14 protein-coding genes are annotated in these 23526 nt (G+C 56.4%); 6 read left to right on the top strand and 8 right to left on the bottom strand.

The genetic code is table 11. The features are described 5' to 3' along the window. Positions 1 to 67: 67 nt before the first annotated feature. The 4 genes from RB_RS15890 to RB_RS15875 all read right to left on the bottom strand — a co-directional run bounded on the left by RB_RS15890 (position 68) and on the right by RB_RS15875 (position 6406). On the bottom strand, positions 68 to 2839 hold the full coding sequence (locus RB_RS15890) for a serine/threonine protein kinase (RefSeq protein ID WP_164922103.1): 2772 nt from the start codon (positions 2837 to 2839) through the stop codon (positions 68 to 70). A gap of 69 nt (positions 2840 to 2908) precedes the next feature. Continuing rightward, positions 2909 to 3496, bottom strand: coding sequence for an RNA polymerase sigma factor (locus RB_RS15885; protein WP_164922102.1), 588 nt, complete (start codon positions 3494 to 3496; stop codon positions 2909 to 2911). A gap of 109 nt (positions 3497 to 3605) precedes the next feature. Beyond that, positions 3606 to 5168 (bottom strand): TIGR04222 domain-containing membrane protein, encoded by a 1563-nt coding sequence (locus RB_RS15880; RefSeq protein WP_164922101.1) that lies wholly within the window; start codon positions 5166 to 5168, stop codon positions 3606 to 3608. A gap of 236 nt (positions 5169 to 5404) precedes the next feature. Beyond that, entirely contained in the window at positions 5405 to 6406 is a 1002-nt protein-coding gene (locus RB_RS15875; protein ID WP_164922100.1) for a TolB family protein, read from the bottom strand. Between the two features lie 278 nt (positions 6407 to 6684). Between RB_RS15875 and RB_RS15870 the strand changes: the two genes are divergently transcribed. Together RB_RS15870 and RB_RS15865 are read left to right on the top strand one after the other, a co-directional pair. Further along, positions 6685 to 7851, top strand: a complete 1167-nt coding sequence (locus RB_RS15870) for a DUF2891 domain-containing protein (RefSeq protein WP_164922099.1) — start codon at positions 6685 to 6687, stop codon at positions 7849 to 7851. Continuing rightward, positions 7848 to 9818 (top strand): adenylate/guanylate cyclase domain-containing protein, encoded by a 1971-nt coding sequence (locus RB_RS15865; protein ID WP_164922098.1) that lies wholly within the window; start codon positions 7848 to 7850, stop codon positions 9816 to 9818. Before RB_RS15870 ends, RB_RS15865 begins: the two co-directional genes overlap by 4 nt. On the opposite strand, the gene RB_RS15860 is transcribed toward RB_RS15865, so the two are convergent. Genes RB_RS15860 through RB_RS15850 form a run of 3 tightly spaced genes read right to left on the bottom strand, consistent with a single transcriptional unit; the run spans position 9808 to position 16177 of the window. Further along, positions 9808 to 11607, bottom strand: coding sequence for an FMN-binding protein (locus RB_RS15860; protein ID WP_011121575.1), 1800 nt, complete (start codon positions 11605 to 11607; stop codon positions 9808 to 9810). The genes RB_RS15865 and RB_RS15860 overlap by 11 nt on opposite strands. Next, entirely contained in the window at positions 11589 to 14012 is a 2424-nt protein-coding gene (locus tag RB_RS15855) for an FAD-dependent oxidoreductase (protein ID WP_164922898.1), read from the bottom strand. Before RB_RS15855 ends, RB_RS15860 begins: the two co-directional genes overlap by 19 nt. A 41-nt stretch (positions 14013 to 14053) precedes the next feature. Then, entirely contained in the window at positions 14054 to 16177 is a 2124-nt protein-coding gene (locus RB_RS15850) for an arylsulfatase (protein WP_011121572.1), read from the bottom strand. A 67-nt stretch (positions 16178 to 16244) separates the two neighbouring features. Here RB_RS15850 and RB_RS15845 point away from each other — a divergent pair, with 67 nt between their 5' ends. From RB_RS15845 to RB_RS15825, 4 genes are all read left to right on the top strand, one after another. Further along, on the top strand, positions 16245 to 17750 hold the full coding sequence (locus tag RB_RS15845; protein ID WP_011121570.1) for an arylsulfatase: 1506 nt from the start codon (positions 16245 to 16247) through the stop codon (positions 17748 to 17750). A 143-nt stretch (positions 17751 to 17893) separates the two neighbouring features. Then, the gene (locus tag RB_RS15835) at positions 17894 to 18607 is read left to right on the top strand and encodes a hypothetical protein (RefSeq protein ID WP_011121569.1); all 714 of its coding nucleotides are present in this window, start codon (positions 17894 to 17896) and stop codon (positions 18605 to 18607) included. 214 nt (positions 18608 to 18821) lie between these two features. Next, positions 18822 to 21782: a DUF1549 domain-containing protein gene (locus RB_RS15830; RefSeq protein WP_164922097.1), complete on the top strand. Its 2961-nt coding sequence runs from the start codon at positions 18822 to 18824 to the stop codon at positions 21780 to 21782. 10 nt (positions 21783 to 21792) lie between these two features. Then, positions 21793 to 23163 carry a DUF1501 domain-containing protein gene (locus tag RB_RS15825; protein WP_164922096.1) on the top strand — a complete coding sequence of 457 codons (1371 nt, stop codon included), beginning with the start codon at positions 21793 to 21795 and terminating at the stop codon, positions 23161 to 23163. A gap of 185 nt (positions 23164 to 23348) precedes the next feature. Here RB_RS15825 and RB_RS15820 read toward each other — a convergent pair whose 3' ends face one another. Beyond that, positions 23349 to 23495, bottom strand: coding sequence for a hypothetical protein (locus tag RB_RS15820; RefSeq protein ID WP_231845691.1), 147 nt, complete (start codon positions 23493 to 23495; stop codon positions 23349 to 23351). Positions 23496 to 23526: the final 31 nt, after the last annotated feature.

Here is a 23526-nt window from a genome sequence, read left to right as displayed (position 1 = left end):
CCCGGGGATTAGTGTGCGATCAGCGTTCCTGAAACAGTCTTCGTCGGGGAGATTATGGCCAACGCCGTCACTCGCTTTCGGATCGCTGTTTGAGGTCGTTTAGCATGGAGAGCCAGAAGTCTTTGTCGTGGTCGGTGGTGAGTTGGAGTGACGACAGCTTTGGCAATGAGTTGACCAACCGTCCGAGTCGATCGTGGGCCTGTTTGGGTTGTTCGACGTGAGTGGTGTAGACGGATGCCAGTCCTTCCTGGAGACGTTGGCGAAGAAACGTCAGCGGACGAAGCCATTCGGCGTTCTGGCTGGCTTGGTATTGGCGATCCATTTCTTGGAAGCTTCGGTCGAGATGAAATGCAATCAGAAAAGGAGCTTTAGGATCAATCGCCGTCAATGTCTGAACCACGTCGTCAAGTGTTCCGCCTTCCAATGGATACCAATTAAAACTCGGATGGGCCAGCGTCTCTGCTGCGAACTGGATAGGTAAATCGAGCCGACCTTCCCTTTGCATTTCGATTGCCGAAATGATCAGTTCACGCGACAACAGCCAGTCAGGGGCAGTCGGGCTGGTGATCATTTGCGAGCCTCCGCCGAAACCGCCCATTGAAAAACCGTAGGCTGCATTGGGATTGGTGTAGTCCCATTTGGTTTGCCTTGTGTCTGGATCGATCTCACGTTGTTCGTAAACAGCAACCGCCTCATCGACCTGTTCTTGGACGTATTCGGCGATCCAATTTGGAGTTGCAGTATGCGGGCCGGTCATCTTTACAATCCGCATGGCAACTGACCAAGCTGACAGGCGAGCGTAGTAGGCCTCTCCCGCAGCATTGTTCATGGAGCGGTCTTCGTGACTAGCCTTCGAAGCCGACATCCTTAAGTCGTCGGAAGCTTTTCCGAGCTGTTGAAGCAAAGTCTCTGTTTTCGATCGGCCATCGACGGTCGCTCCAGACTGACTGAAAAATTCAGTCACGGATTCCTCTCGCTCTGCGTAAAAAGTGTTCCCTTGGACGCCTGAAAGATACTGGTTGAGCAACGTGATGGCTGCGATTTTAGCCTTCTCATTACCATCCACCAGCGTCTCGCCGAGTGGTCGAAGGCCAGGGGTTGGAAGGTAGTTGTCAAAGGTTTGCGTCAGATAGCCCATGAAACGTTGGTTCGGAGGGCTTTGTCCCCCAAAGCCGCCTCCATTTTGGTCTGGAGTGTCATCAATGATTTGAGTCCCGTACTCATTTGCCAACTCCAACGTGACTCGAGCGGCTTCTTCGCGTTTGGGCGTGTTGCGAGACAGCAACTCAACCGCTCGCATGGCTTGGCCGATACGTTCCATTTGTTGTTCGCGACGGAAGACTACCAGCCAATAATCGAGATTTTCGCCGAGATAAATCTTCTCGCCGTCAGTTGATTCGAGACCTATCGCCAGCGATTTCTCGGCTGAGGGTAATACGGTATCTTCCGTTGAATCTTCGTCGTTCTTTTCCACCGCAACCTGCGTGTCTTTGCCATCCGTGGTCACCGTCACCAGACCCTTGTCGGTTTTGATTTGAATCACGACCGTTGCCAGCAAGATGGCTGCCGCGAACCATCCCAACGGCCCAAACCACGCGGTCCAGTTATGCTTGCCGCCGCCCGGTGGTGGTGAAGCTGGCTTCGTTGCCAGTGAGAATGATGGTGTGATCGGTGCGTCGGACACCGGGGTCGCTTCCGCTCGCTTGAGCAACGCTTTCAAGTTGGCGTCGCCGGACCAAGTTGCCAGTCGCTCGGCGACGACCGATCCGCTGGGACGCTGGTCAGGTTGCCGGTGCATCATTTGATCGACGAACGTTTGCAGTTCCGATTCGACCGACGGTTCCAAACGGCTCAACGGAGGCGGAGTTGATCGATTGGACTCGCTCGTGATTGCCAACACTCGTGCCGCCAGACCGCCTTCGTTTGCATGCGGCCAACGGCCTGAGATCAAACGGTACAGGGTCGCGCCGAGCGAATAGATGTCGGACGCTGGTTGGACTTTTCGGCTGTCGAGCAACTGCTCGGGCGACATCGCGGGCAAGGTGCCCATCAGGTGCCCCACCGTGGTCAGCCGGTCGTCGGTGGCCAGCGGATCGTCGCCCGCCAGAACCAAACCAAGGTCCAATAGTTTGACGGTTCCGTCTCGTGTGAGCATCAAGTTCGATGGCTTCACGTCGCGATGGATCAAACCCGTTTCGTGCACATGCATCAGTGCCACGGCGGACTGGCGAGCGATCTCGCAGGCATCCGCGACCGGCAGTGATCCCAGTCGGTAGGCGATTTTGCCGACATCCATTCCGTCCAGGTGTTCCATCACCAAGTAGTGCCAACCGGAATGGGTGCCCGCATCGGTGGCACGAACAATTCCCGGATGTTCGAGTGCCGCGATGGTTGTCATTTCTCGATCGAAACGATCCAGCCATCCTGGTTCCATGACTCGGTGAGGCGGCAGCAACTTGATCGCGCACTGCCGTTTCAGTCGGTTGTGGCGAGCCAAACAGACCATGCCCATTCCACCCTGCCCGAGTTTCCCCAGGATCTCGTAGGGACCAATTTGGTCGATGGGCAGGTCGGCGGATACGTGGGAGGACGCGATATGGGCGGTCATCAAACGTGCGACCGCGAATTGGCAGGCCGATTCGGCTAGGACGGAGTCTTCCTCCGTACCGGCTTTTGCAACCGAAGACAACGCGTCCCATTTGTCTGGGATGCGTGACTGGCATTGTTCGCACTCATCGACGTGCTTGGATGCGGAATCGAACTCGTCGGAGGACAGTTGGCCGTCGAGCAAACGGTTCAATTCTTCGACGCTCAGACAATCGGTGCTAGTGGCAATCATGACGGGCTTTCGGTGCGAGGGATCGATTGGTTGACCACGCAACGCTTGGATGGGCGGCGATTGGACACCTCAGCGATGAAAATCTTCCAATTCTTTTCGCAGTCGTTGCAGCACCCGAGCGCGAGCCTTGTAGACCGTCCACCGGCTGACGTTCAGGTCGGCTGCCACCGTCGCTGGATCACAGCCTTCGACGGCGGTCCGCCAGAACATCTGCCAGGTCTTGGGATCAGTTGATTGCCTCAGAACTTGCAGCATGCGGTTCTGAATCGACTGCACGTCGTCGGCCAGTTCGCTGGGCGGATCCGAGCTTTCTCGTTCCGCCCACTGCAGCGTTTCGCCATCAAGCACGATCGGAGAACGTTGGTCGGCACGTTGGCGATCGCGAAGTTTGTTGCGAGCGATGGTCCACAACCATCCGCGAAAAGTGGCGCCCGTTTGGTCCAGGTTGAACCGCGGGAGAGCCTTGGCGACGGCGAGGAACGTTTCTTGCATCACGTCGGCGGCGTCGGCCGACTGAGCGCCGCATCGGCGGATCCATCGGTAGACGATCGGACCGTAGACCTGGACCAACATCTGCCAGCCCTCGTCGTCGCCGTACCGGGCCCGTTCGAGCAAAGAAGGATGAGTCGATGGTTCCTCGATGGTGCCGGGGTTCATGAGGTGGCCTGGTGCATGGGACGAACGAGTCTGCGAGAGCCGTTTGGATTCCCGCAAGCGTTCCTCCCAAGATAGCAGCCTGGTCACGCGGCAAGTGGTGGAGGCCTTCTCACCCTCCGCATCCACCACAGCCTCCGCATCCGCCTCCACAGCCCGCATCGCCCCCACCACCGCTGAAGTCGAAACTGCTGCCCCCGTCACTGCTGCTCCAGTCAATCCATCCCGTTGAGCTGGACGCTTTTTGGGCAGCCTGGATTTCTTCCCCGTACAACATGTCATTGGTGAAAAGCTCAGAGGGATCGGTGAGCACATAGGCGGCCACCGCAGGACCCCAGCATGCCAAGCTGGGCAACTCATCCAAGTCGCCTCCGTCGGTTTGTTGAGCGGACTTCAACCCCGTTTCAGGATAGCTCCGCTGCGATCGTTCTTGGACCGATTTACCAAGAGATGTCAAACGCTCATGACCCGCCATGTGAAACGCGACCGCCAACCCAACCGTCGCGAGGATCATTTCCAAAACAAGAAACCCAATCGGACGGTCGTTTTGGATTCCCTGCAGGCACCGGAGTCCACCGACGGCCAACAAGATGCCAGCAACGCTGAACCCGCCCACTCGAAAGCGATTGCGTTGTTCGGTCGATCTCAGCAATCCCGATTCTCGCATTTGCGATTCGGCATTGGTCGCGGTGGAATGGATCGCCACCAGCAAGCGTTGGAACGATTGCGGGGCGTTGCTGGAGGCCAGGTAGTCAGTGGTCACCTTCATGGCGCTGACAGCAACGGGATCGTCGTCGTGTTGGGCCTGCAATGCCCCACGATCAAGCATGGTGAATCCGTGTTGATCGCACTGGACGATGCCTCGCTTTTGCAACGCTACCAAGGTTGTTTGCAACAATCGCTTTTTGCCCCCTGCCAGGATCGACAGTTGTCCCCAGCCAAGTTTGGGAGGCGACGACGGATTGGAAGACCAACCGTTGGTGATGTGAAACCAAACCAACAGGTAGACAAGCCCGATCACGATTGCCGCACCATACAACGCCAAGAACGTTGGTCCGTCCAAGTTGAACGGGAACAGCGCCGCGAAAGGTGTCGCTGCCAATCCGGCGATCGCGAGGTGCGACCCTTGCAATGACTTGCCAGTCAGGTTTGGCTTGGGGATCAGCCAGAATTTGCGTCGGTCAATGCGACGCGATGAGATCGATTGAGCGAAGCGTTCTTCGGTCGGCGGCCAAATCTCAACCGGGACGCTTCCGAATGCCCGCTCATAAGATGCAAGCGTCTGTTCGTATTGGTCTTGGTATCGCACCCGTTCTTGGGAGCCACCTTTGGTCGGTCCGTGATGCAGCGGTGATGGCAAAACGTCTTGGCACAGGTCCACCCAGTAGTTCTCGGTGTAGACCAGGTGTTGATGCCAAACTTGATCGACCGCATCCGATGGAGTCACACTGTGACCCGCGGTGGCGGCCAGATACAGAAACCTTCGGTACTCGTCGATGCAGCGACGGGCGTGTTGGATGCTCCAATCGTTTTCTCGGGCCAAACGTTGTGAAAACGAGAGGCCTTGAGCGGGCGGAGTCGCGGTCCAATCCGCTGATTCGCCTCCAATCGGAAAATGAGAAATCTTCTGCCACAACGCGTCATTCGTGACGTTTTCATGTGTTGTTTTCATCATTGAGTTCCTCCAACACAGAAGGGCACGGACCCAACCCAAATGAGGCGCTCGCGAAAAGGATTTTGTCGATGCGGAATGGCCGGTGAATGCTCACCGATTTGGGGGCTTGGGGGTCGACGGATGACCTTGGGTTGAAAGCCCAAGGCTTTCGGCTGCCGTCGCGCCGCGACTGGTTGTGCGTGTTGGGGTCGGAGCCGACAACCGCGGAGCAGAGTACCCGGAACGGTCCTCTTGGGTTACGGCCGAGCACCGAATGATGCGATCAAATGATTCCCGTCGGGCGAGTAGGCTGGATCGCGTACGTTGACTGAGTCCGGAATGCCAGAGAACGTGATCTCGGAAGCCGTGCCATCCGTCGACAACCCGACAGGAACAAATCGGTTGTCCACCATGCCTGTACTGAGAATGGACTTCCCGTCAGGGTGCCAATCGAGTGACAAACCATCGAATACGCGAGCCCCATTGGCGGGCGGCAACATGATGATCACGGAATCAGGGCCCTTGTCGGCATTCATGATCACCGTCGCAGAACTCGGAGCACCTTCACCGAGCCCAGCGATCAGCCGACCTCCGATTGCCAACCGACGGTCACTCTTGCTCCAGGCAAAGTGATAGCTAATCTCCTGAAACGGTGACCCTTCCGGCGGGAACAGTAGAGATGGCTTTTCGGCAGCCACGTCGTATACTCTCAAGCAAGACTTGGGCACTGGGTCACCATTCTCATCCACGCCACCTTGGAAAAGTATCGTCGCACCATCGGCGGACCAACGCCCACCCCAGGCACCCTGATCCGCAATTAACTTTTTCTCTTTGGTATCGCAGTTCACAATCCAGATGGATTGGCCTTTGGCGCCGTCTGCTTTGGCATACTCGGCTGGCCGACTTACAACCAAACGCTTGTTGTCGGGCGCGAAGGAAGGCATGTAGCCGTCGATCACATCGATGAAATTCTTGCCGTCTAAATCGCAAACACACACCCGGGGGCCGCGATCTGGATCTGTCGGAGTCGTTGACCATGCGTCGTAAGCCACCCGCTTTCCGTCGGGTGAAACGTTAGGTGTTCCCTGTCGATCAAGATCATGCCGGATTGCCTTGTCAGCGACGAGCGGTCGTATTGGCGTCCCGTCCATTTTGCAAACGTGCAGAATCAATCGATTGGGTTTGGTGGGATCCACGTCAATCTCGTCATCCGACCAACTGAACGATCCTGGTGCGCAGATCACGGCTGTGATGCCCATCCAGAACACCACTGAGTTCGACCATCGACTGAAGCACAACATTGCAGACCTTGAAGCAAGACGAGTTCAAAGAACGCGTGACAATCACGCCTTTCGAAAAACAACCCAACACATCCAGTCAAAGCGGGAGGCGAAAAGCAGTGCTTTGCCGCGGCAGAAGTGCCATTCCGACCGGACACCGATTCACTGCTCATCGTTAAGATGTTATCAGATGATTGCGATAGACAGGTGTTTTTTATCCTGGTCGCAAGTTGCCCGTGCCGAATTGAGGAAGCTTCATGTTTGCCTGGAAAGATCCATTCTTTCGCCAATTGTTCTCCATTTTGCTGCTTGGTTCGGTCATGACAGTTCCAGCGTGGACGCAGTCGCCAGACGGGAATCAGTCCGTTGAACTGGACTCAAACGCCACGATTACTTTGACGTCGGAAATGGCGGATCAATGGGCAGAGTTGGTGCTGCATGGTGTCGACACGGAGTTTCCAAACAAACTGTCGTTGGTCTATTCCAATCCTGATCAAATTGGCACGCCCCAAGAACACTTCCCGGCGTTTTATGGATGCTTTGATTGGCACAGCAGTGTGCACGGTCACTGGGTGTTGGTGCGTCTGCTGAAGACACATCCCGAGATGCCTGCTGCCACCAAAATTCGCGAAACGTTGTCTCGGCATTTGACGGCTGAGAACTTGAAGCACGAAGCGGAATTCTTTGCTCGCGATGAGAACAAGTCTTTCGAACGCATGTATGGCTGGGCCTGGTTTCTGCGTTTGGCGATGGAGTTGGATTCGTTCGAAGATGACGATGCCGTTCAGTGGCGTGGGGCTCTTGAGCCACTCGAAGAGTTGTTGGTTGAACGGATCACGGCTTACCTGCCGCTGCTGACGTTTCCAATTCGAACGGGCCAGCATCCGGACACGGGGTTTGCGCTGGGGCAAGTGTTGGATTACGCGAGGGCTCGTGGTCTCAACGAGTTGGAAGAGTTGGTGATCACACGGGCTCGTGATTTCTATCTGGCCGACACCGATTACCCGGTCCAGTACGAACCGTCCGGTCACGATTTCTTCTCGTCGGCATGGAACGAAGCTGACTTGATGCGGCGAGTGCTTTCGCCGGAAGATTTCGCAAGCTGGCTGGATGCGTTTGTGCCGAATCTGCAGCAGCAGCTCACCGACGGGACGATCTCGCCCGTCAGTGTCAGCGACCTCACTGACGGCAAACTGGTTCACCTCGCCGGGCTGAACCTCAATCGTGCCTGGTGTCTGCAATCGGTTGCGAATCATTTGCCGGAGCAGCATCCGCTGGTCGTCGCCATTCGAACGAATGCAAGAGAACACTTGGTCGCGGGTTTGGCCTACATCAACAGCGGTCACTACGAAGGCGACCATTGGTTGGCCACGTTTGGTCTGTATGCGATCAGCGGAGTCGGCCAATTGGGACCGAACCAATGAGATCAATCTCCAAGTCCAATCGTCGTTGGTGGCGACCGCTGGTCTCGATTGGAAGCGGGGTGTTGTGTTCGCTGTTCTTTTTCGCGGCGATGCATTTGGGAGGCCAGACCGCATTCGAATTTTCTCGGATGGTCAGCGATGCGGTGATGCTGCGTGAGGGTGGGCCGCGTCTGGGGGCACGGGAACTTTCAGGTGACGTGGTGCTGGTGTCCTTCGGGACATCGAGTGCGGAGCGATTGGGGAAGAAGCCCGACCTTGAGACCGACCGGAAACTGTATGAGAACTTGATGAACGCCGACGCGAAAGTGGTGGCGGATTTGCGAAATTTGGTCTGCACCGATCCGGATGATTTCGAAGCGAGTGTGCGGCCGACATTGGATTTGATTCAACAGGTTGCTCCAAAACGCAACTTGGTTCGCGATGTCTATCTGACGTTGGATGTCGACTACAAAGTTGTGGAGAGCTACCACGATTGCATCGTGCATCACGGGATGAGCTTCAAGTCACCAACGATGGTCAATCGCCATTCGCGAATCTTTCCGATCGCGATGCACGACTACTTTGCACTTCGCGAAACAACTCCGTTTTGGGTGGTGCAGCGATTAACGGACCAGCCCAACGGTGGCCAGACGGGTTTCTACGAGCGACTCGATCAGGCGGGATTGATTCATCATTGGTTGGAGTTCTTTCCCCAAATGATCAACCTGCTGCAATCACCCAGCGGAGAGGAAACGATCGCACCCAATCCGAAATTGGCCGACTATCAAGTTGGCCACAACGAGGTCAATTGGATCGGTTTTGGAAGCGAATTTCCGACCGTTTCACCGGCTGGTATTTGGGTCGACTACGGGTTCAATCCAAGCGACTTGACTCGGTTGGAGTACGGCGATCTGGCTGAAGGCGATTTCGATCCGGAATTGGTTCGCGGCAAGGCGGTGCTGATCGATTTAGAAATGTCTTTTGTGCCTTCATCGGATCGATACGACATTCCCATTCGCGATCGGCAGGCGGACGCATTGGATGTCACCGGCGTCGCGATTGAAACGCTGCTCAATGGCATCACTATGCAGATGGCGGCATGGTACGTCACTCCTGCCCTGCTGATCGGATTCAGCGTTTTAGCTTGCGTGATCGCGGCCAGTTTTCGTGCTCGTTGGGCGTTGCTGTGCGTGGCGTTGTTGTTACTCGCATACTTCGCAATCTGCACGTTCGCCTTTCGCGGCGGATGGTTTCTCGACATGGCCTTCACGCCAGTTTCGATTTTGGTGGCGGGAGTGCTGGGGGTCGGCATTCGATACTTCGAAGAGATCCGGTGGCGGCAACGAATCACCGACTTATTTGGTCGCTATGTGCCGCGGGCGGTGGTCAACCAATTGGTCCAACAGTCCGAGTTGCAGTCGATTGTGGTCGGAGGTGTGACTCGCGAAGTGACCGTCATGTTTGCCGACATTCGCGGCTTCACTCAGTTTTCTGAACGTCTGCAACCGGAAGAAGTATTGGAAGAACTCAATGGATTGTTGGAAGTGATGGTTCGTTGCACTTTTGAGGAGGAAGGCACGGTCGACAAGTTCATCGGTGATGCAATCTTGGTGCTGTTCAATGCACCGCTGGACCAAACCGATCATGCGGAGCGTGCGTCGCGTGTTGCTTGGCGAATTCAAGAAGCGTTGCGTTCACACAAAAGTGGTTTGTCGATTGGCATTGGGATCCACACTGGGCAGGCTGTCGTTGGCAACGTCGGCACGCCACAGCGGATGGAATACACCGCGATTGGAAACACGGTGAACGTTGCGTCCCGGTTGTGCGATCGAGCCTTGGCGGGCGAAATCGTGGTCTCCGGCGAAGTCTCGCAACAACTCAGCAACTCGTTTGTGCTGGAAGCCAACGAGCCAATGCAGGTCAAAGGAATCGCCGAGTCTCTGGCGACCTCGCGATTGGTCGGTTTTGAAAACGCGGCTAACGAATGAGGAAACGATAGCCGCAGGCGAAGATCAGCAGGCCCATAACGGCGAGGTCCATTCGCGAGATTTGGTGGCTGGTTCCCTTCAGTCGCAACCAGTCGAGCAGACGACCTGTCGGGCATCCCAGCCGGCAGTAGGCCATCGGAACGAAGAAGGCGATCGCAAGCGTGCTGATCGTCCAAGCGATCGCGGACCACGATGCCAAATGCCAAAGGTACCCGTGGAATGGTTCGACAAAAGAAACATCGGTGGCGGGACGAATCAGCAAAGCAAGGTAGACCAACAGCAACGTCATCGCGGGCAAAAATCCCAATGGTCTGGAAAGCCAAGACGGGAGTTTCCACTTTCGACGAGAATCACTGCTTGGCCGGATCAGTTGTTGGGCGGCACCGTGAGGACAAAGGTGGTTGCAGTACGGATTGCCTCGCCGAGTTGGTGGGATCACCACAGAGACGATCGCCAGGGCGACCAAGCCCAAGGCGAGTTGCCAGGTGACTCCTGACGTGGCCCAACCGGCCAGCAAGGCGAGTGACAAAAGGTTGCCAGCGTAAAGGCCGATGACCAACCAGACGGCGAAAAGCCACAAGCGACGCAGCCAGGTTTGCCGCATCGCTCCAAAGCGAATCAGCAGCGGCAACAGAGCCAACGCGACGAGCGTGGCGATGTCAGCGTTGGACAGACGCGTCGCTTGGATGGATTCTCGGAGAGCATGCAATCGCTTTTGAAAGGGTGTTTGCCCGAGCGTTTTCCATTCCTCATCCGCCAACAACTCCGTCGCGAATCTTGGAAGCGTGTAGGCGATGGCCATGCTGGTCATTGTGGCTCCCGAGACACCTTCGACCTCTTCGTCGAGAGGATCAAACGCCGCGAGTTCTTCCAGCGTCATGCCTTCGAATCGTTTCCAAAACGATCGTTCTTGGCGGACATAGTCGACATAGGGTTCGTTGTCGAAGGAATGCCGGATCTTGGGACGCAACAGACGTTGTTCAAGATCCAACGCAACCAATGTGCTGGTTGGACCTTGGTAGCCAATCTCGTCATCAACAAATGCTCCGGTTCGGATCAGATACCCGAGTCGAGTTTCGTTGTCCGCCAGGACCACGGCGATTCGCTCGCCATGGATTTTGGTGGCGTCGGGAAAGAAGATCCGTGTTTCTTCCAAGGTCAGCGGTTCCGGGAAAACGAGCGATCCCGGGGCGGTGCCCAGACGCTTGAGGATACCACCCGCCATCGCCAGACTGGTCAGCGTTGCACCGGAGACACCATCGATCTTGGGCACGCTTCCGTCCGCAAGCGTTCCATCCCAGGTCAGCCCACTGAATTGCTGTAAGAATGCGGGCGATTTTTTGACCGCGTCGACGTGCTCATCAGTGTCATGGCTTTGCAAAACCGCGGCCGAGCGAACAACGTGCTGTTGATCGAGCAACAAGAGAGCTTCGGTTGGCCCGCGGTATCCCACCAGCGCGTTGGCTTCAGGCAAAGTTCTGGCCACGGAACCCAACGGAATCCGATCGCTATCCGAGATGGCCCAGCGTCCGCTTTCGTCCGCGGTGTCGGCGATCGCACGAGCGGCGGGTTCCAATTGTTGGACTTGTTCCAGCGTCGGTCGGACAACCGTCTCGCTGCGTTGATGCGGCGACGGCAAACAGCCCAGCAAACCGATCAGCATTGCGATTCGGATTGCATGCAGCCCGCGTCCTCGCCAGGCAGTTGTCTGACGAGACGCAGGTTGTCGGCGGGATGCGTCCGCGATGGGCAGGCTTGGGCCAGATTGGCTCAAGGTTGTTTGACCCATCCAATCGCATCAAGGTGCACCGTGCCGCCCGAGTCTTTCGTCGAGAAGCTGACCGTCACCTCGGCGTCCGCGGGCAAGAAGTACTTGCCAGCCGGAATCGCACCGCCTGGCGTGTCGCGTTGGTTGATTCGAACGGTTTTGGGTTCCTGTCCGGGAGCAGCGACTGTGATTGCCAAAGTCGTGGCACGGTTCTCATGAGGAGCACTGTAGATCTGCAACTCGTACTGACCGGCTTCCTTCAACTTGGTTTGGAAGGTCGCCGTGGCGTTGGAATTGGCCGATGCGTAGCGGTATTCCCAACCGACGTATCCCTTGAGGCCTTGTCCCTTTGCCCATTTGCCCGTCGTCTTGGCTTGGCGATCGTCGATCACAATGCCGGGCAATTTCTCGGGATCCAAACCGGACATCGGGCCATATGGGCCGGCTTTTTCCATCGCGTCTTCTGGGATCTCGATCGACGCGGATGGCGTGCTGCGACGAGCCTTGCCGGGCAACTCGAGCAGTTCCAGCAGGTCGTCCAAGTGTTCTTCGTAGATGTCGCGTGGTGTGCAGTCATTCAGCGTGCAGAGGGAAGCGGCTTTACCGACGACCTCGCCCATCATGCCGCACGTTTTCATCACTCGAACGGTGCCGAGGGCTTCGTGAGTGACGCTGATGCAGCGGCCGGCCATGAACAAGTTGTCAACGTTGCGGCTGTAGAAACAGCGATACGGAGCCGGGTAACCATACGAGCGGTCCACGCGGCGATCGTGCACCGCGATGCTGATGAACGGGTTCTCGGGGAACTTGGTGGCGTATTCTTTCTTGGGATAGTGCAAGTCGATCGACCAAGTGCTGGGAACGCAGCCATCAGGAAATTCGCGTTTGCTGACAATGTCTTCTTGGTTCAAGACCACATCGCCGAGCAGTCGACGGCTTTCTCGAGGCCCACCGATGTAAGCGACCCAGGTCAATTGGGCGTTTGGATGATCGGCAGCTCCGTCGCCATTCTTCATCGCGTTGAACGCGCCGTAGACGGCTCGCAGGTTCCAATCGCGGATCGCTTCGGCGTCGCCGAGCGGATCGATGTCAAAACCGCTTTCCCAGAACCATTGGCCGTGGTGATCACGCGGGTACGGGAAGTCGTCCATGTTCAGTGGCAATGCCCAAGGCGTGGCAGGAAATTCTGGTGCCTGCTCGACTTCGTCCCAACGCCACATGTTGCTCATTCCCATGCGGCCCTTGTCCGTGATGTCCAAGTCGGCACTCGCCCATTCGCCGATCCAGCCGTGGCCGGTGCAGTCGACGAATCGATCGCCAGCAACCCGCAGGTCTTCACCGGTTTGGGTGTTCAATGCCAGCACGTGTTCGATCTGCTTGGTTTCGCTGTCTGGTTTCATCTTCACCGCGTAAGCGTGATGGTTCAGCAACAGATCGATGTTGGGTTCGGCTCGGACGATTTCTTCTTTTTGCTCGTCGCCGAATTCTTCATAGGTGCCGGGTGACTTGGTGGCTTTGTCAGAGAACTCTTCCACAATCTCGCCAATGCGAGGGAATTTGCCGCGACGGATGTTGCCCATCGCCCACACACGCACTTCGCTGGAACCGTTGCCGCCCAACACGCCGCGGTCTTGAATCAACGCCACGCGGCATCCCATCCGAGCCGCTGAGATCGCCGACGCCATTCCGGCATAACCACCACCGACGACGACCAAATCATAAGGGCCCTTGGTAACCGGTTGCTCGGGAAGGCCCAGTTTGTCACGACGCCACGGGGACAAAACGTCATCCACGGCGGGCGGTGTTTCGTTCAGTTCGGTGGTCAGATAGATGCAATCACAGCGACCATCAAAACCGGTTTGATCTTTCAACGACAGCGTGTGGTCACCTTTGTCCAACGAGACCAAGCCGCCATCTTGCCAATCCCAAGTCGCGTGCTTCGTTCCAAAGGTGGTGTTGAGCTTTTTGCCATCGACGTGGACCTCGAATTTTCCCGGGGAAGGCGACGCGTCCCAGCGACGAACCCAGTCAATCGTGCGGACCCAGACTCGGTACTTGCCCGACTCGGGAATCGTCACGTTGGTGGTCGCATCGTCGACGGGTTGTCCCAGTCCATGAGCGATCAAGTAGGGCGACCCCATTTGCTGGATGAATTGGGTGTCCAATTTCCAGCCGCCGTGGGTGTCAAAGCTCTCGGCTTCGACAAAGACATCCGCCGCTTGCGCGGTTGTGGTCGCGATGGTCACGGAGGCCAACACCGTCAACGCGATGCGAAGCCAAACGGGGGCGGATGGACGGTTCAAATCCGATGATCGGGAGCTCTGGTGGTACTGCATTCCAGGGGTCGCTTCTCGTTGTGAGGTGGGTTTGCAAGGTGGGATGGGGAACCCAATAGCATAGCCAAAGGTGGCTTTTTGTTCGCCCATCTCACGGGCTGGCGGCAAGGATTTTCCCGACCGAACGAGACTCACTTCAGGACCTTGATTTTCGCGATTGGCCAGCGAATTACGGGTTCATTTTGGGATGACAGCAGTCTTAGGCCTCGGATTTGAGCCAGTCCTTTTCCTTCACTAACGTCCAACCGCAATCGATAGATTTTGGTCGTGTCACCGAGGGAGATTGTGTGCGAATGCCATCGTCCATCGGATTCAATTTCGATCGGGATGTGTTGGCCCTTGGGGAGGGACTGGTCAGGCGTGGTTGTGTAGAACACTTCGCCGTTGCCTTCGGCTTCGCTCAACAGATCGAACGCCAATCGATAGGGTCCCGGTGGCAGGTTCTCCGGCAGACGATCAATCGCGATCCCTGGATCGTCACCGGTGAACGTCAAATGCAATTCCGATTCGCGTCGTTGTAGCTGCGTGTTCTTGCGGGCTCGGATGGAACCACTTGCTGTTTGCTTGTTGCTGGAAGCGGACTTGGGTGTCTTTTTGCGGCCGGTGCCGCCTCGAACATTGTTTTGGGGATCAACGGAAAAATCCGTCCACTCAGGGTGAGTGGCTGTCATCGAGATCGGTTTGTCTGACGGAACTCCGAACTTGGGATCGAAGGTTTGAGTGTGCAGGACCTCCTTTGCCATTTCGTTCCACTTCTGAGCCATTTGCGTCAGACGATCACGATGTTGGTGAGCGAGGTTGTGCTGCTCCATCCGGTCGGTCGCGATGTTGTAAAGTTCCCATGGTTCTTTGCGGAAGCTGACGATCTTCCAATCGCCATCGCGAAGGCCTCGGTCCGATGAAAACAACAAGTGAATCGGTTGCTCTCGCTCGATGGTTTCACCTTCGAAGATCGGCAGCAACGATCGGCCCGACACCGGTCGCAGATCACGATCGGCGAACGTCGTTGGGATGGTGCTGTCGGTGGCATCGGCAATGGTGGGCAGAATGTCAATCAAGTGAGCCGGGCTGCGCTGGATGCTGCCAGGTTTGGTTTTCAGACCCGCTGGCCAATGAACGATCGCCGGCGTGCTGATGCCGCCTTCGGTTTGATTTTGTTTGTACAGCCGGAACGGTGAGTTGCGAGCCCAGGCCCATCCGGTTGAATCGCTCCAGGAGACATCGCCACGGGTGGGTTCCGCTTCAATCTTTTGGCTGATTCGATCGTACGGGCACGCACCGTTGTCCGAAACGAACCAGATCAACGTGTTGTCGAGTTCACCGGTTTCTTCAAGGTGGGCAATCAACCGGCCGACCTCTTGGTCCACGCGATCGATCATGCCCGCCAACGCCGTCATGCGTTTTTTTTCAAACGTTTGTCGTTTCTCGGACAAAGTTTCCCAAGCGGGAATGTGCGCAGGTCGCTCGCTGGGTTCGGACCTCTTCGGCAGAAGACCGAGTTCGTGTTGACGCTGGACACGTCGCTCGCGAATTTTGTCCCAACCCTCGTCGTAGCGACCTTTGTATTTGGCGTAGTCTTCAGGCAAGGCTTGCAGCGGTGCGTGCGGTGCATTGAAAGCGACGTAGAGAAACCACGGATCGGTGGTCTCTTCGGCTTCGTTGAGGAACTGCATCGCGTAGTCGACATCCGCAACCGTGGTGTAGAAGTCCTTGTCAGGAACAGTCCACGGTTCGCCATTCAAACGGAATGTGTTGTCGCCGCGAAAGTAGTTGCAGGCGCCACTGAGGTGACCAAAGTAACGCTGGAAACCGAAATCGGTGGGCTGTTTGTCGAGGTGCCATTTTCCGGACATGGCCGTGAAGTACCCGTCCGCTGCGAGCACTTCGGCGCTGGTGACGGCATGCGACAGCGAGGTGTCTCCCGCGGCGATGCAGTATTGCCCGGTCAGCAACGACACGCGTGAGGAGTGGCATTTCGCGGTGTTGTAGAACTGCGAGAAACGCAATCCGTTGTCCGCCAACGCGTCCAGGTTGGGTGTCTCGATTTCACTGCCGTAGCAACCCAGGTCCGAGTACCCGAGGTCATCAACCATGATCAACAGCACGTTGGGACGCGTTGGTTGAGTGCTTTCATTCTCTGCACCGTCAGCAAGATTCGCGACGCTGAAACAGAGCATCAGAAGGGTGCTGCAGAAGATTCGCCGAGCGTTCATTGCGTGTTTTCCTAGGTCGTCGTTCATTGTGTTCGTCGGCATGTTAATCTGAAATGGATCGTGGCACCCCTGCCGAACTCAATTGATGACCATTGATTAGAACCGAAATATGAACCTCGCGAGGATCGCCCCAATCCAAACATCGTCTCAATTCCTGCGATCTTTGTCGCGTTTGGCGTTGGCGTTTTGCTGCATCGCCGTGAGTTACCGAGTCGTCTCAGGCGACGAGTCGAGCAAAGCCGATTCGCCCGCCAGTGGGGACGCATTGCGGCCCAACATCATCTACGTGATGGCCGATGACCTTGGTTATGGCGACCTCGGGTGTTATGGCCAAACTCGGATTCAGACACCGCATCTGGATCAAATGGCCGCGGATGGAATTCGGTTCACCGATCACTACGCCGGGCACACGGTGTGTCGCCCTTCTCGGTTGACGCTGTGGACGGGCAAACATGTCGGCAGCACCGGATTGATTGGCAATGCGGCTCGCAATTTGACGGGCGAGCAACCGACCGTGGCTTCGTTGCTTTCGGATGCTGGGTACGCAACCGGTGGAGTCGGCAAATGGGCTCTCGGCAACGTGGATGTTCCCGAGGAGATCGAGAACCCAGGTCATCCGCTCGCCAACGGATTTGATGCTTGGACGGGCTACATGAATCAATCCAACGCCCACAATTACTACCCGAGGTTTCTGTGGCAGAATTACGAACGGCGGTTCTTCCCCGGCAATGTGATCAGCACCGATCCGATCGCTCGCGGTCGCGTTGCAGTCAAACGAGAAAGCTATTCACACGACGTGATGACGGACGCGGCGTTTGATTTCATCCGCGAACATCGGTCCGATCCTTTCCTGTTGCACGTCCATTGGACGATTCCTCATGCCAACAACGAGGGCGGTCGATTGAATGGCGACGGAATGGAGGTGCCGGACTATGGCATTTACGCCGATGAAGGATGGCCCAACCCAGAAAAAGGATTCGCGGCGATGATCACACGAATGGATCGTGACATGGGCCGTCTGATGGATCTGCTTGAGGAACTCAAATTGTCCGAAAAGACGTTGGTGATCTTCACGTCCGACAACGGGCCGCATCACGAAGGCGGCCACAGCGATCTGTTCTTCAACAGCAGCGGACCACTTCAAGGCAGCAAGCGTTCGATGCACGAAGGAGGTATTCGTGTGCCTTTCATCGCGAAGTGGCCTGGCACGATTGAACCGGGAACGATCAGCGATCACCCTTCCGCGTTTTGGGATTTCTTACCGACCGCGTGCGAGTTGGCTGGTGCGGAACCGCCTGCCGATATCGATGGGATTTCCTACCTGCCCGCTTTGCTGGATCAACCGAAGAAGCAAACCAAGCACCGCTATTTGTACTGGGCCAGCAGCGAAGGGCCGACGTCGGTTGGACTTCGTTCCGGAACATGGAAAGCGGTGAATTATCCGGGCGGAACAAAGAAGCGACGCAGCGGAAATAGCAAACCCGTCGTCAACGAGGACGGTTGGAAACTGTTTGATTTGGCGTCCGATCCGGGCGAAAAAAACGATGTTTCAAAAGACCATCCGGCGGAGCTTGAACGATTGGTCGAAATGGCGCGTGAAGACGAGTTGTTTTGAGGGGATGCCCTCGTTGATGGCGGTTTGGCGGATTTTTTGCTGTGCGATCGGCGGTCGCAACTAGGATGAAATCGGAGATGTCGCGAATAGGAGCGACCGTCTCCGATCCCACCTGTTTTGACCCACCTTAGAAGATCGACACCATGATGAAGAAGACTTCGACGGCCGCTTTCATGCTGGCCCTTTCGTTCGCCGCACCTAGTTTCGCAGGCGATTGTTTTCGCAAAACAACCTGTGCCCCAAAATGCGTGACCGCTACCGCGTGCCCCACTGAGGTCACGAGCTGCTCGTCCGTTGCCGGTGGAATGACCGCTCACGACATGGGCGGATTGGACAATCCCAGCGAATTGAACGTCGCGTTGACGACCGAGCTGGTTGCATTGCGAGATGAAGTCGCGGCGGCCAACCAGTCATTGGAAGAAAAAGACGCCGAGATCGCGGAAGCAAACGAGAAGGTCGCTTCTTTGGAAGAGCAAATCGCTGCTTTGAAAGCCGATGTCGCAGCCCAAACTGAGCGAGCCAAGAAAGCTGAACAACAGTCGACCGCGGCTCGTAAATTAGCCCAGCAAGCTGAGAAGTTAGCTCTGCAGCAAAGTCAAAGGCTTCAGCAGGAAATCACAACGTTGAAGAAGGACATGGAAGCTCAATCGGGTGAATTGCAACAACAACTCACCAACGCGAAGGCCGACTTGGACAAAGCCAATGCGGCTTTGGAAAAAGAACGCAAGGAACGCGAAGAAGAACGTCGTCAGCAAGAACAAAAGGCGACGCCTGCTCCCGCCGTCCAGCCGAAAGAAGATGAGGCTGCTGCGACGGAAGGCGACGAAGACACCACCGAAGCTGATCCTGAGAACTGAGTTCGACGTCACTCGACGCAATTGATATTCGACCGGCTCGCAATCGACGCTCTATCTAGAGTTGAGTTTGCGAGCCGTTGTCGTTTGTAAGTGGGGTTTTCAGCGATTGGAACGCTGGAAATGAACGGGATGTGTGCAACTTCGCATCATCGTTGGGAATGGTGTACTCTATAGGACCCGCCTCTCCCCCCACCTTTTGATCGACGGTTCTGTAATGAAGAGTCCGTTCGCCCCGCTCTCGTTTGATGACGTCATCGCAGGACGATCTGGCGATCGATGTTGTTCGATCACCAATTGTTGGCCGACCGCTCGATGGTTGCTCGCTTTTGTGTGGTTGACTGTTGGGTGCGCCGCGATGCTCGCCGCGGATGAATCGAACGAAGAATCCTTTGATTTCTTCGAAACTCGCATTCGTCCGGTCTTGATTGATCACTGCTACGAATGTCATGCGGAAGATTCGGAAGAGCTTGGCGGCTCGTTGCGGTTGGATGTGAAGGAAGGATGGATGATCGGCGGTGACAGTGGGCCGGCCATCCGACCCGGCGATCCAGCGGCGAGCGAACTGATGGCAGCGATTCGGTACGAGTCGTCCGAGATGCCGCCCTCGGGAAAGCTGCCCGATCACGTGGTGCGAGATTTCGAAAAATGGATTCGCGATGGCGCCGCCGATCCAAGATTGATGGACGAGGACGAACACCTTACACGCTCGCAGCATCAGGCATTCGATTGGGACCAAGCTCGCGAGTTTTGGGCGTTTCAGCCGCCACGCTCCAGTGCTTCTCCGGTTGCGTTTGATTCCGATTCGGCGATCGATGCGTTTGTGCAAAAACGTTTGGACGCGGAAGGTTTGACCGCGACACCGATCGCACCCCCGAGTGTGCGACTTCGCCGTTTGGCATTTGATCTGACCGGTTTGCCACCCGATCCGAAAACCCTTCGTCAGTTTCAAGCGGACCCGAGCGACACACATTGGCGGCGATTGGTGGATCGCTATCTCGCCAGCCCTCAGTTTGCGGAACATTGGGCGAGGCACTGGATGGATGTGGCTCGCTATGCCGACAGCAACGGCAGCGATTTCAATGCGACGCATCATGACGCATGGCGATATCGTGATTACTTGGTGCGGTCATTTGCCGACGACATGCCAATCGACCGGATGATTCGAGAGCAAATCGCGGGTGACTTGTTGCCGGCGTCCTCGGATGAAGATCGACGTGACAAATTGGTCGCCACCACGTTCTTGATGATCGGCACCAAGATGCTGAGTGAACGCAACAAGACCAAGTTGCGAATGGATGTGGTCGACGAACAACTCGATACGGTCGGTCGTGCTTTTCTTGGAATGACGTTCGGTTGTGCCCGCTGCCACGATCACAAGTTTGATCCCATCACCACGCGAGATTACTACGCGATGGCGGGGATCTTTCGAAGCACGCGAACACTGCATGGTGAGTCACAGCAATACGTTAGCACTTGGAAGAAAACTCCGCTTCCAATTTCGAAACAGCACGAGCAGTCCATTCGCAAGCATGAGCAATCGCTGCAAGGCCTCGATCGAGAGATCAAGGAAGTCGAGTCGGAACTGAAAATTCTGGCAGAGAAGACGGAACTCGAAGGCATCACGATCGATGATGTGGATGCGGTTCGCGCAGGCCACTGGGTTGAATCAACGTACAAATCTGGTTTTGTTGGCAAAGGTTATGTGCACGACGAAAACCGCAACAAAGGCGAGGCGTCGATCCGGTTTGCGGCGGTCTTGCCCAATGCCGGACGATATGAACTTCGCGTTCACTACAATGCCAGTGGCAACCGGGCGTCAAATCTGCCTGTTTCGGTCCAATTGAACGACGAGACTCACGATCTGATTCTGGATCAGACGGTGCCACCGAAAACTGGCACCTACAGCGTGCTCAAAGAGTTTGACTGCGACGCCGAGACCCAGGCACTGGTCACGCTCTCGAACCGTGGCACGGATGGCTATGTGATTGCCGATGCCGTGCAGTGGGTTCAGATCGATGGCAAAGCGGACCAGGGTGACTCGGCCGCGGAGATTGAACGAACGATCGCGATGCGAACCGCGTTGACTCAGACACTCAAAAAGCTGAGGTCACAACGTGCCGATTTGCTCGCCAATGCTCCGCCCCCGGTTCCCACCGCGATGGCACTCGCGGATTTACCAAGCGATGAGCGGGAGGATTGCCCGATTCATATTCGGGGCGAAGTCAGCAATTTGGGCGACATCGTCCCGAGAGGCATTCCGCAGATCTTCAGCGAATCCACCACCGCGTTTGAGCCGTTGGAAGGAAGTGGTCGGTTGGAGTTGGCACAGTGGTTGACCGATCCGGATCACCCGCTGACCGCACGCGTCAGTGTCAATCGAATTTGGATGCACCTGATGGGCGAAGGATTGGTGCGGACGGTTGATAACTTTGGCGTTCGGGGTGAAAAACCGACTCATCCCGAGTTGCTGGATGCGTTGACGATCGACTTTGTCCGCAACGGTTGGCGTCAGAAGCGTTTGATACGAAACATCGTTTGCAGCGACGCGTATTCGCGAGCAATGGTTTCGGATGATGACCCGCGAGTCTCGCTCGATCCTGAAAACCGATTGCGAGGTCGGGCTGTCCGCAGACGCATTCCTGCCGAAGCGATTCGCGATGCCATGTTGGTTGCTGCCGGCACGCTCGACCCCAGCGGTCGTGAAGACTTGATGGACAGCTACGCAACCTTGGTCAGTCAAAACAACGCCAACTCAAAAGCAACGACCAAGTTTGGACTGGATGATCCGAAGCGAACCCTCTATCTGCCGCTGATTCGATCCGAAGTGCCACCGCTCCTGTCGAACCTGGACGCGGCGGATCCGGATTTGTTGGTTGGGAAACGACCGACGACGAATGTGCCGTCACAAGCATTGACGTTGATCGGCAGTCCCGAAGTACGCCAGTGGGCGATGCAGACGACGAAGCGAATGATGAGCGAGACGACCGACGAGACGCAGCGTGTCCGGTGGGCTTGCGCGGTGTTGTTCTCTCGTGACCCTCGACCGCTCGATGAAGAAATCTTGCACACTTGGTTGGATAGCGATGTGGCGAAGGCCATGTCGAGCGACGAAGAACGCTATCGCGAATGGATCGCGGCGATGTTTGCGAGCACCGAATTTCGATTTTTGGATTGAGGCGAAACGGATGAAATTGAACCGTCGAGATTGCTTGGTCCAATCGACTTGGACGACTGGGGCGTTGGCTGTGACCGCGTCGGCGCTGCCGGCTTCGAGTGCGTGGGCCAATGACTCGGGTGTGCAGACGCTTGTGCAGCATCATCCGGCAAAGGCCAAGCGGGTGATCTTTTTGTTCATGCATGGCGGCCCATCGCACGTCGACACGTTTGACTACAAACCGATGTTGATTCGCGACAATGGAAAGGATCTGCCGTTTGAATTGCCGCCACAGATCAGTGCCAAACCGACATTGCTGGCGAGCCCTTGGAAATGGTCGCAACACGGTGAGGCTGGGTTATGGGCAACCGATTTATTGCAGGAGATGAACAAGCATCTTGATTCGCTGTGCGTTGTTCGGTCCATGCACACTCGCGGTCAATCACACGGCCAAGCGGTCGGGATGGTGAACACGGGCAGCGACAACTTTGTCCGCCCCAGTGTTGGTGCATGGATCAGCTATGCATTGGGAGCCGGCCATCCGGATTTGCCGGCTCACGTTGCGATCGCACCCGCGACGGCCCATGGTGGACCTCGCAACTACGGGGCCGCGTTCTTGCCCGCCAAGCATCAAGCGACCGTGGTGGGCAAGAACGGTCAGATTGGCGATGGAAAGATCGCTTACTTGGATGCCGCTGAGGGACACCAGTTTGACTTGGTCAACCAGCTCAACCGAGGCCATGTGCAATCCGCAGGGCGAGACCGCGCGACCGATGGTGCCATCGAGGCGGTGGACTTGGCCAACCGGATGCGAGGCACCGCACCGGAAGTGATGGATCTATCCAAGGAGACCGACGCGACAAAAAAACTGTACGGGATCGGTGAGAAGACGACCGACTCGTTTGGACGCAGTTGTTTGATGGCGCGTCGGTTGGCAGAATCCGGCGTTCGATTCATCACCGTCAGCAGTGGCCAGGTGTGGGATCAACACGGCAATCTGAAGAACGGGCACGAGAAAAATGCCGCCAAGACGGACCTGCCAATCGCGGGATTGTTTGCGGATCTGAAACAACGCGGGCTCTGGGAGGAGACGTTGGTTGTGTGGGGCGGCGAGTTTGGTCGGACGCCCGTTGTTCAGGGCAGCAATGGCCGCGACCACAACCCGCAGGGATTTTCGATGGTGCTGGGTGGTGGCGGTATTCGCGGCGGCATCACGTACGGTGAGACCGATGATTACGGCTACTACGCGGTTCGCGATCGCGTCCACATGCACGATTTGCACGCGACCATGCTGCATCAACTTGGAGTCGACCACGAGCGTTTGACGTATCCCTACGCTGGTCGCGATTTTCGTCTGACGGACGTCCACGGACGTGTGGTCGAGGAAATCTTGGAGTCGTGAACTGAGGCTGAACGGGCTGTTGATTGAGTTGACTTTCGAATGCTCGTGTGAGCCATTGGGCGTTGGCATCGCGCGAGAAATAACTGCTGAATTTGGTAGTGGACGAGGTTACGAGTCCCAAGCGGCAGGACCCGTCGCCTCGTCCACTACGTCAGTTATTGTTCACGCGTTGCCAACTTGAATTCTTAGAACGGCAACAAGTAATAGAGCCAAGCGTTCATGCGGATGACGACTTTGCTGATGACGTGAAACGCCTTTCCGTGGTCGGTGTAGATGACCACGTTGCCAGAGGTTCCAACGGCCAGTCCCTGTGCCGCTTCTGTGTCATCCATCACGAACTTGGAGAAGAAACGGTGTCATTCG

The sequence above is a fragment of the Rhodopirellula baltica SH 1 genome (assembly GCF_000196115.1).
GTDB lineage: Bacteria > Planctomycetota > Planctomycetia > Pirellulales > Pirellulaceae > Rhodopirellula > Rhodopirellula baltica.
The sequence above is the reverse complement of the archived record's forward strand: the minus strand, read 5'-3'. Positions and strand labels throughout refer to the sequence as shown.

What these genes read in the sequence shown, in the direction of transcription:
- RB_RS15890 (WP_164922103.1), bottom strand. Translation starts at nt 2,839, where the DNA reads ATGATTGCCACTAGCACCGATTGTCTGAGCGTCGAAGAATTGAACCGT.
- RB_RS15885 (WP_164922102.1), bottom strand. Translation starts at nt 3,496, where the DNA reads ATGAACCCCGGCACCATCGAGGAACCATCGACTCATCCTTCTTTGCTC.
- RB_RS15880 (WP_164922101.1), bottom strand. Translation starts at nt 5,168, where the DNA reads ATGATGAAAACAACACATGAAAACGTCACGAATGACGCGTTGTGGCAG.
- RB_RS15875 (WP_164922100.1), bottom strand. Translation starts at nt 6,406, where the DNA reads ATGGGCATCACAGCCGTGATCTGCGCACCAGGATCGTTCAGTTGGTCG.
- RB_RS15870 (WP_164922099.1), top strand. Translation starts at nt 6,685, where the DNA reads ATGTTTGCCTGGAAAGATCCATTCTTTCGCCAATTGTTCTCCATTTTG.
- RB_RS15865 (WP_164922098.1), top strand. Translation starts at nt 7,848, where the DNA reads ATGAGATCAATCTCCAAGTCCAATCGTCGTTGGTGGCGACCGCTGGTC.
- RB_RS15860 (WP_011121575.1), bottom strand. Translation starts at nt 11,607, where the DNA reads ATGGGTCAAACAACCTTGAGCCAATCTGGCCCAAGCCTGCCCATCGCG.
- RB_RS15855 (WP_164922898.1), bottom strand. Translation starts at nt 14,012, where the DNA reads ATGGGCGAACAAAAAGCCACCTTTGGCTATGCTATTGGGTTCCCCATC.
- RB_RS15850 (WP_011121572.1), bottom strand. Translation starts at nt 16,177, where the DNA reads ATGCCGACGAACACAATGAACGACGACCTAGGAAAACACGCAATGAAC.
- RB_RS15845 (WP_011121570.1), top strand. Translation starts at nt 16,245, where the DNA reads ATGAACCTCGCGAGGATCGCCCCAATCCAAACATCGTCTCAATTCCTG.
- RB_RS15835 (WP_011121569.1), top strand. Translation starts at nt 17,894, where the DNA reads ATGATGAAGAAGACTTCGACGGCCGCTTTCATGCTGGCCCTTTCGTTC.
- RB_RS15830 (WP_164922097.1), top strand. Translation starts at nt 18,822, where the DNA reads ATGAAGAGTCCGTTCGCCCCGCTCTCGTTTGATGACGTCATCGCAGGA.
- RB_RS15825 (WP_164922096.1), top strand. Translation starts at nt 21,793, where the DNA reads ATGAAATTGAACCGTCGAGATTGCTTGGTCCAATCGACTTGGACGACT.
- RB_RS15820 (WP_231845691.1), bottom strand. Translation starts at nt 23,495, where the DNA reads ATGGATGACACAGAAGCGGCACAGGGACTGGCCGTTGGAACCTCTGGC.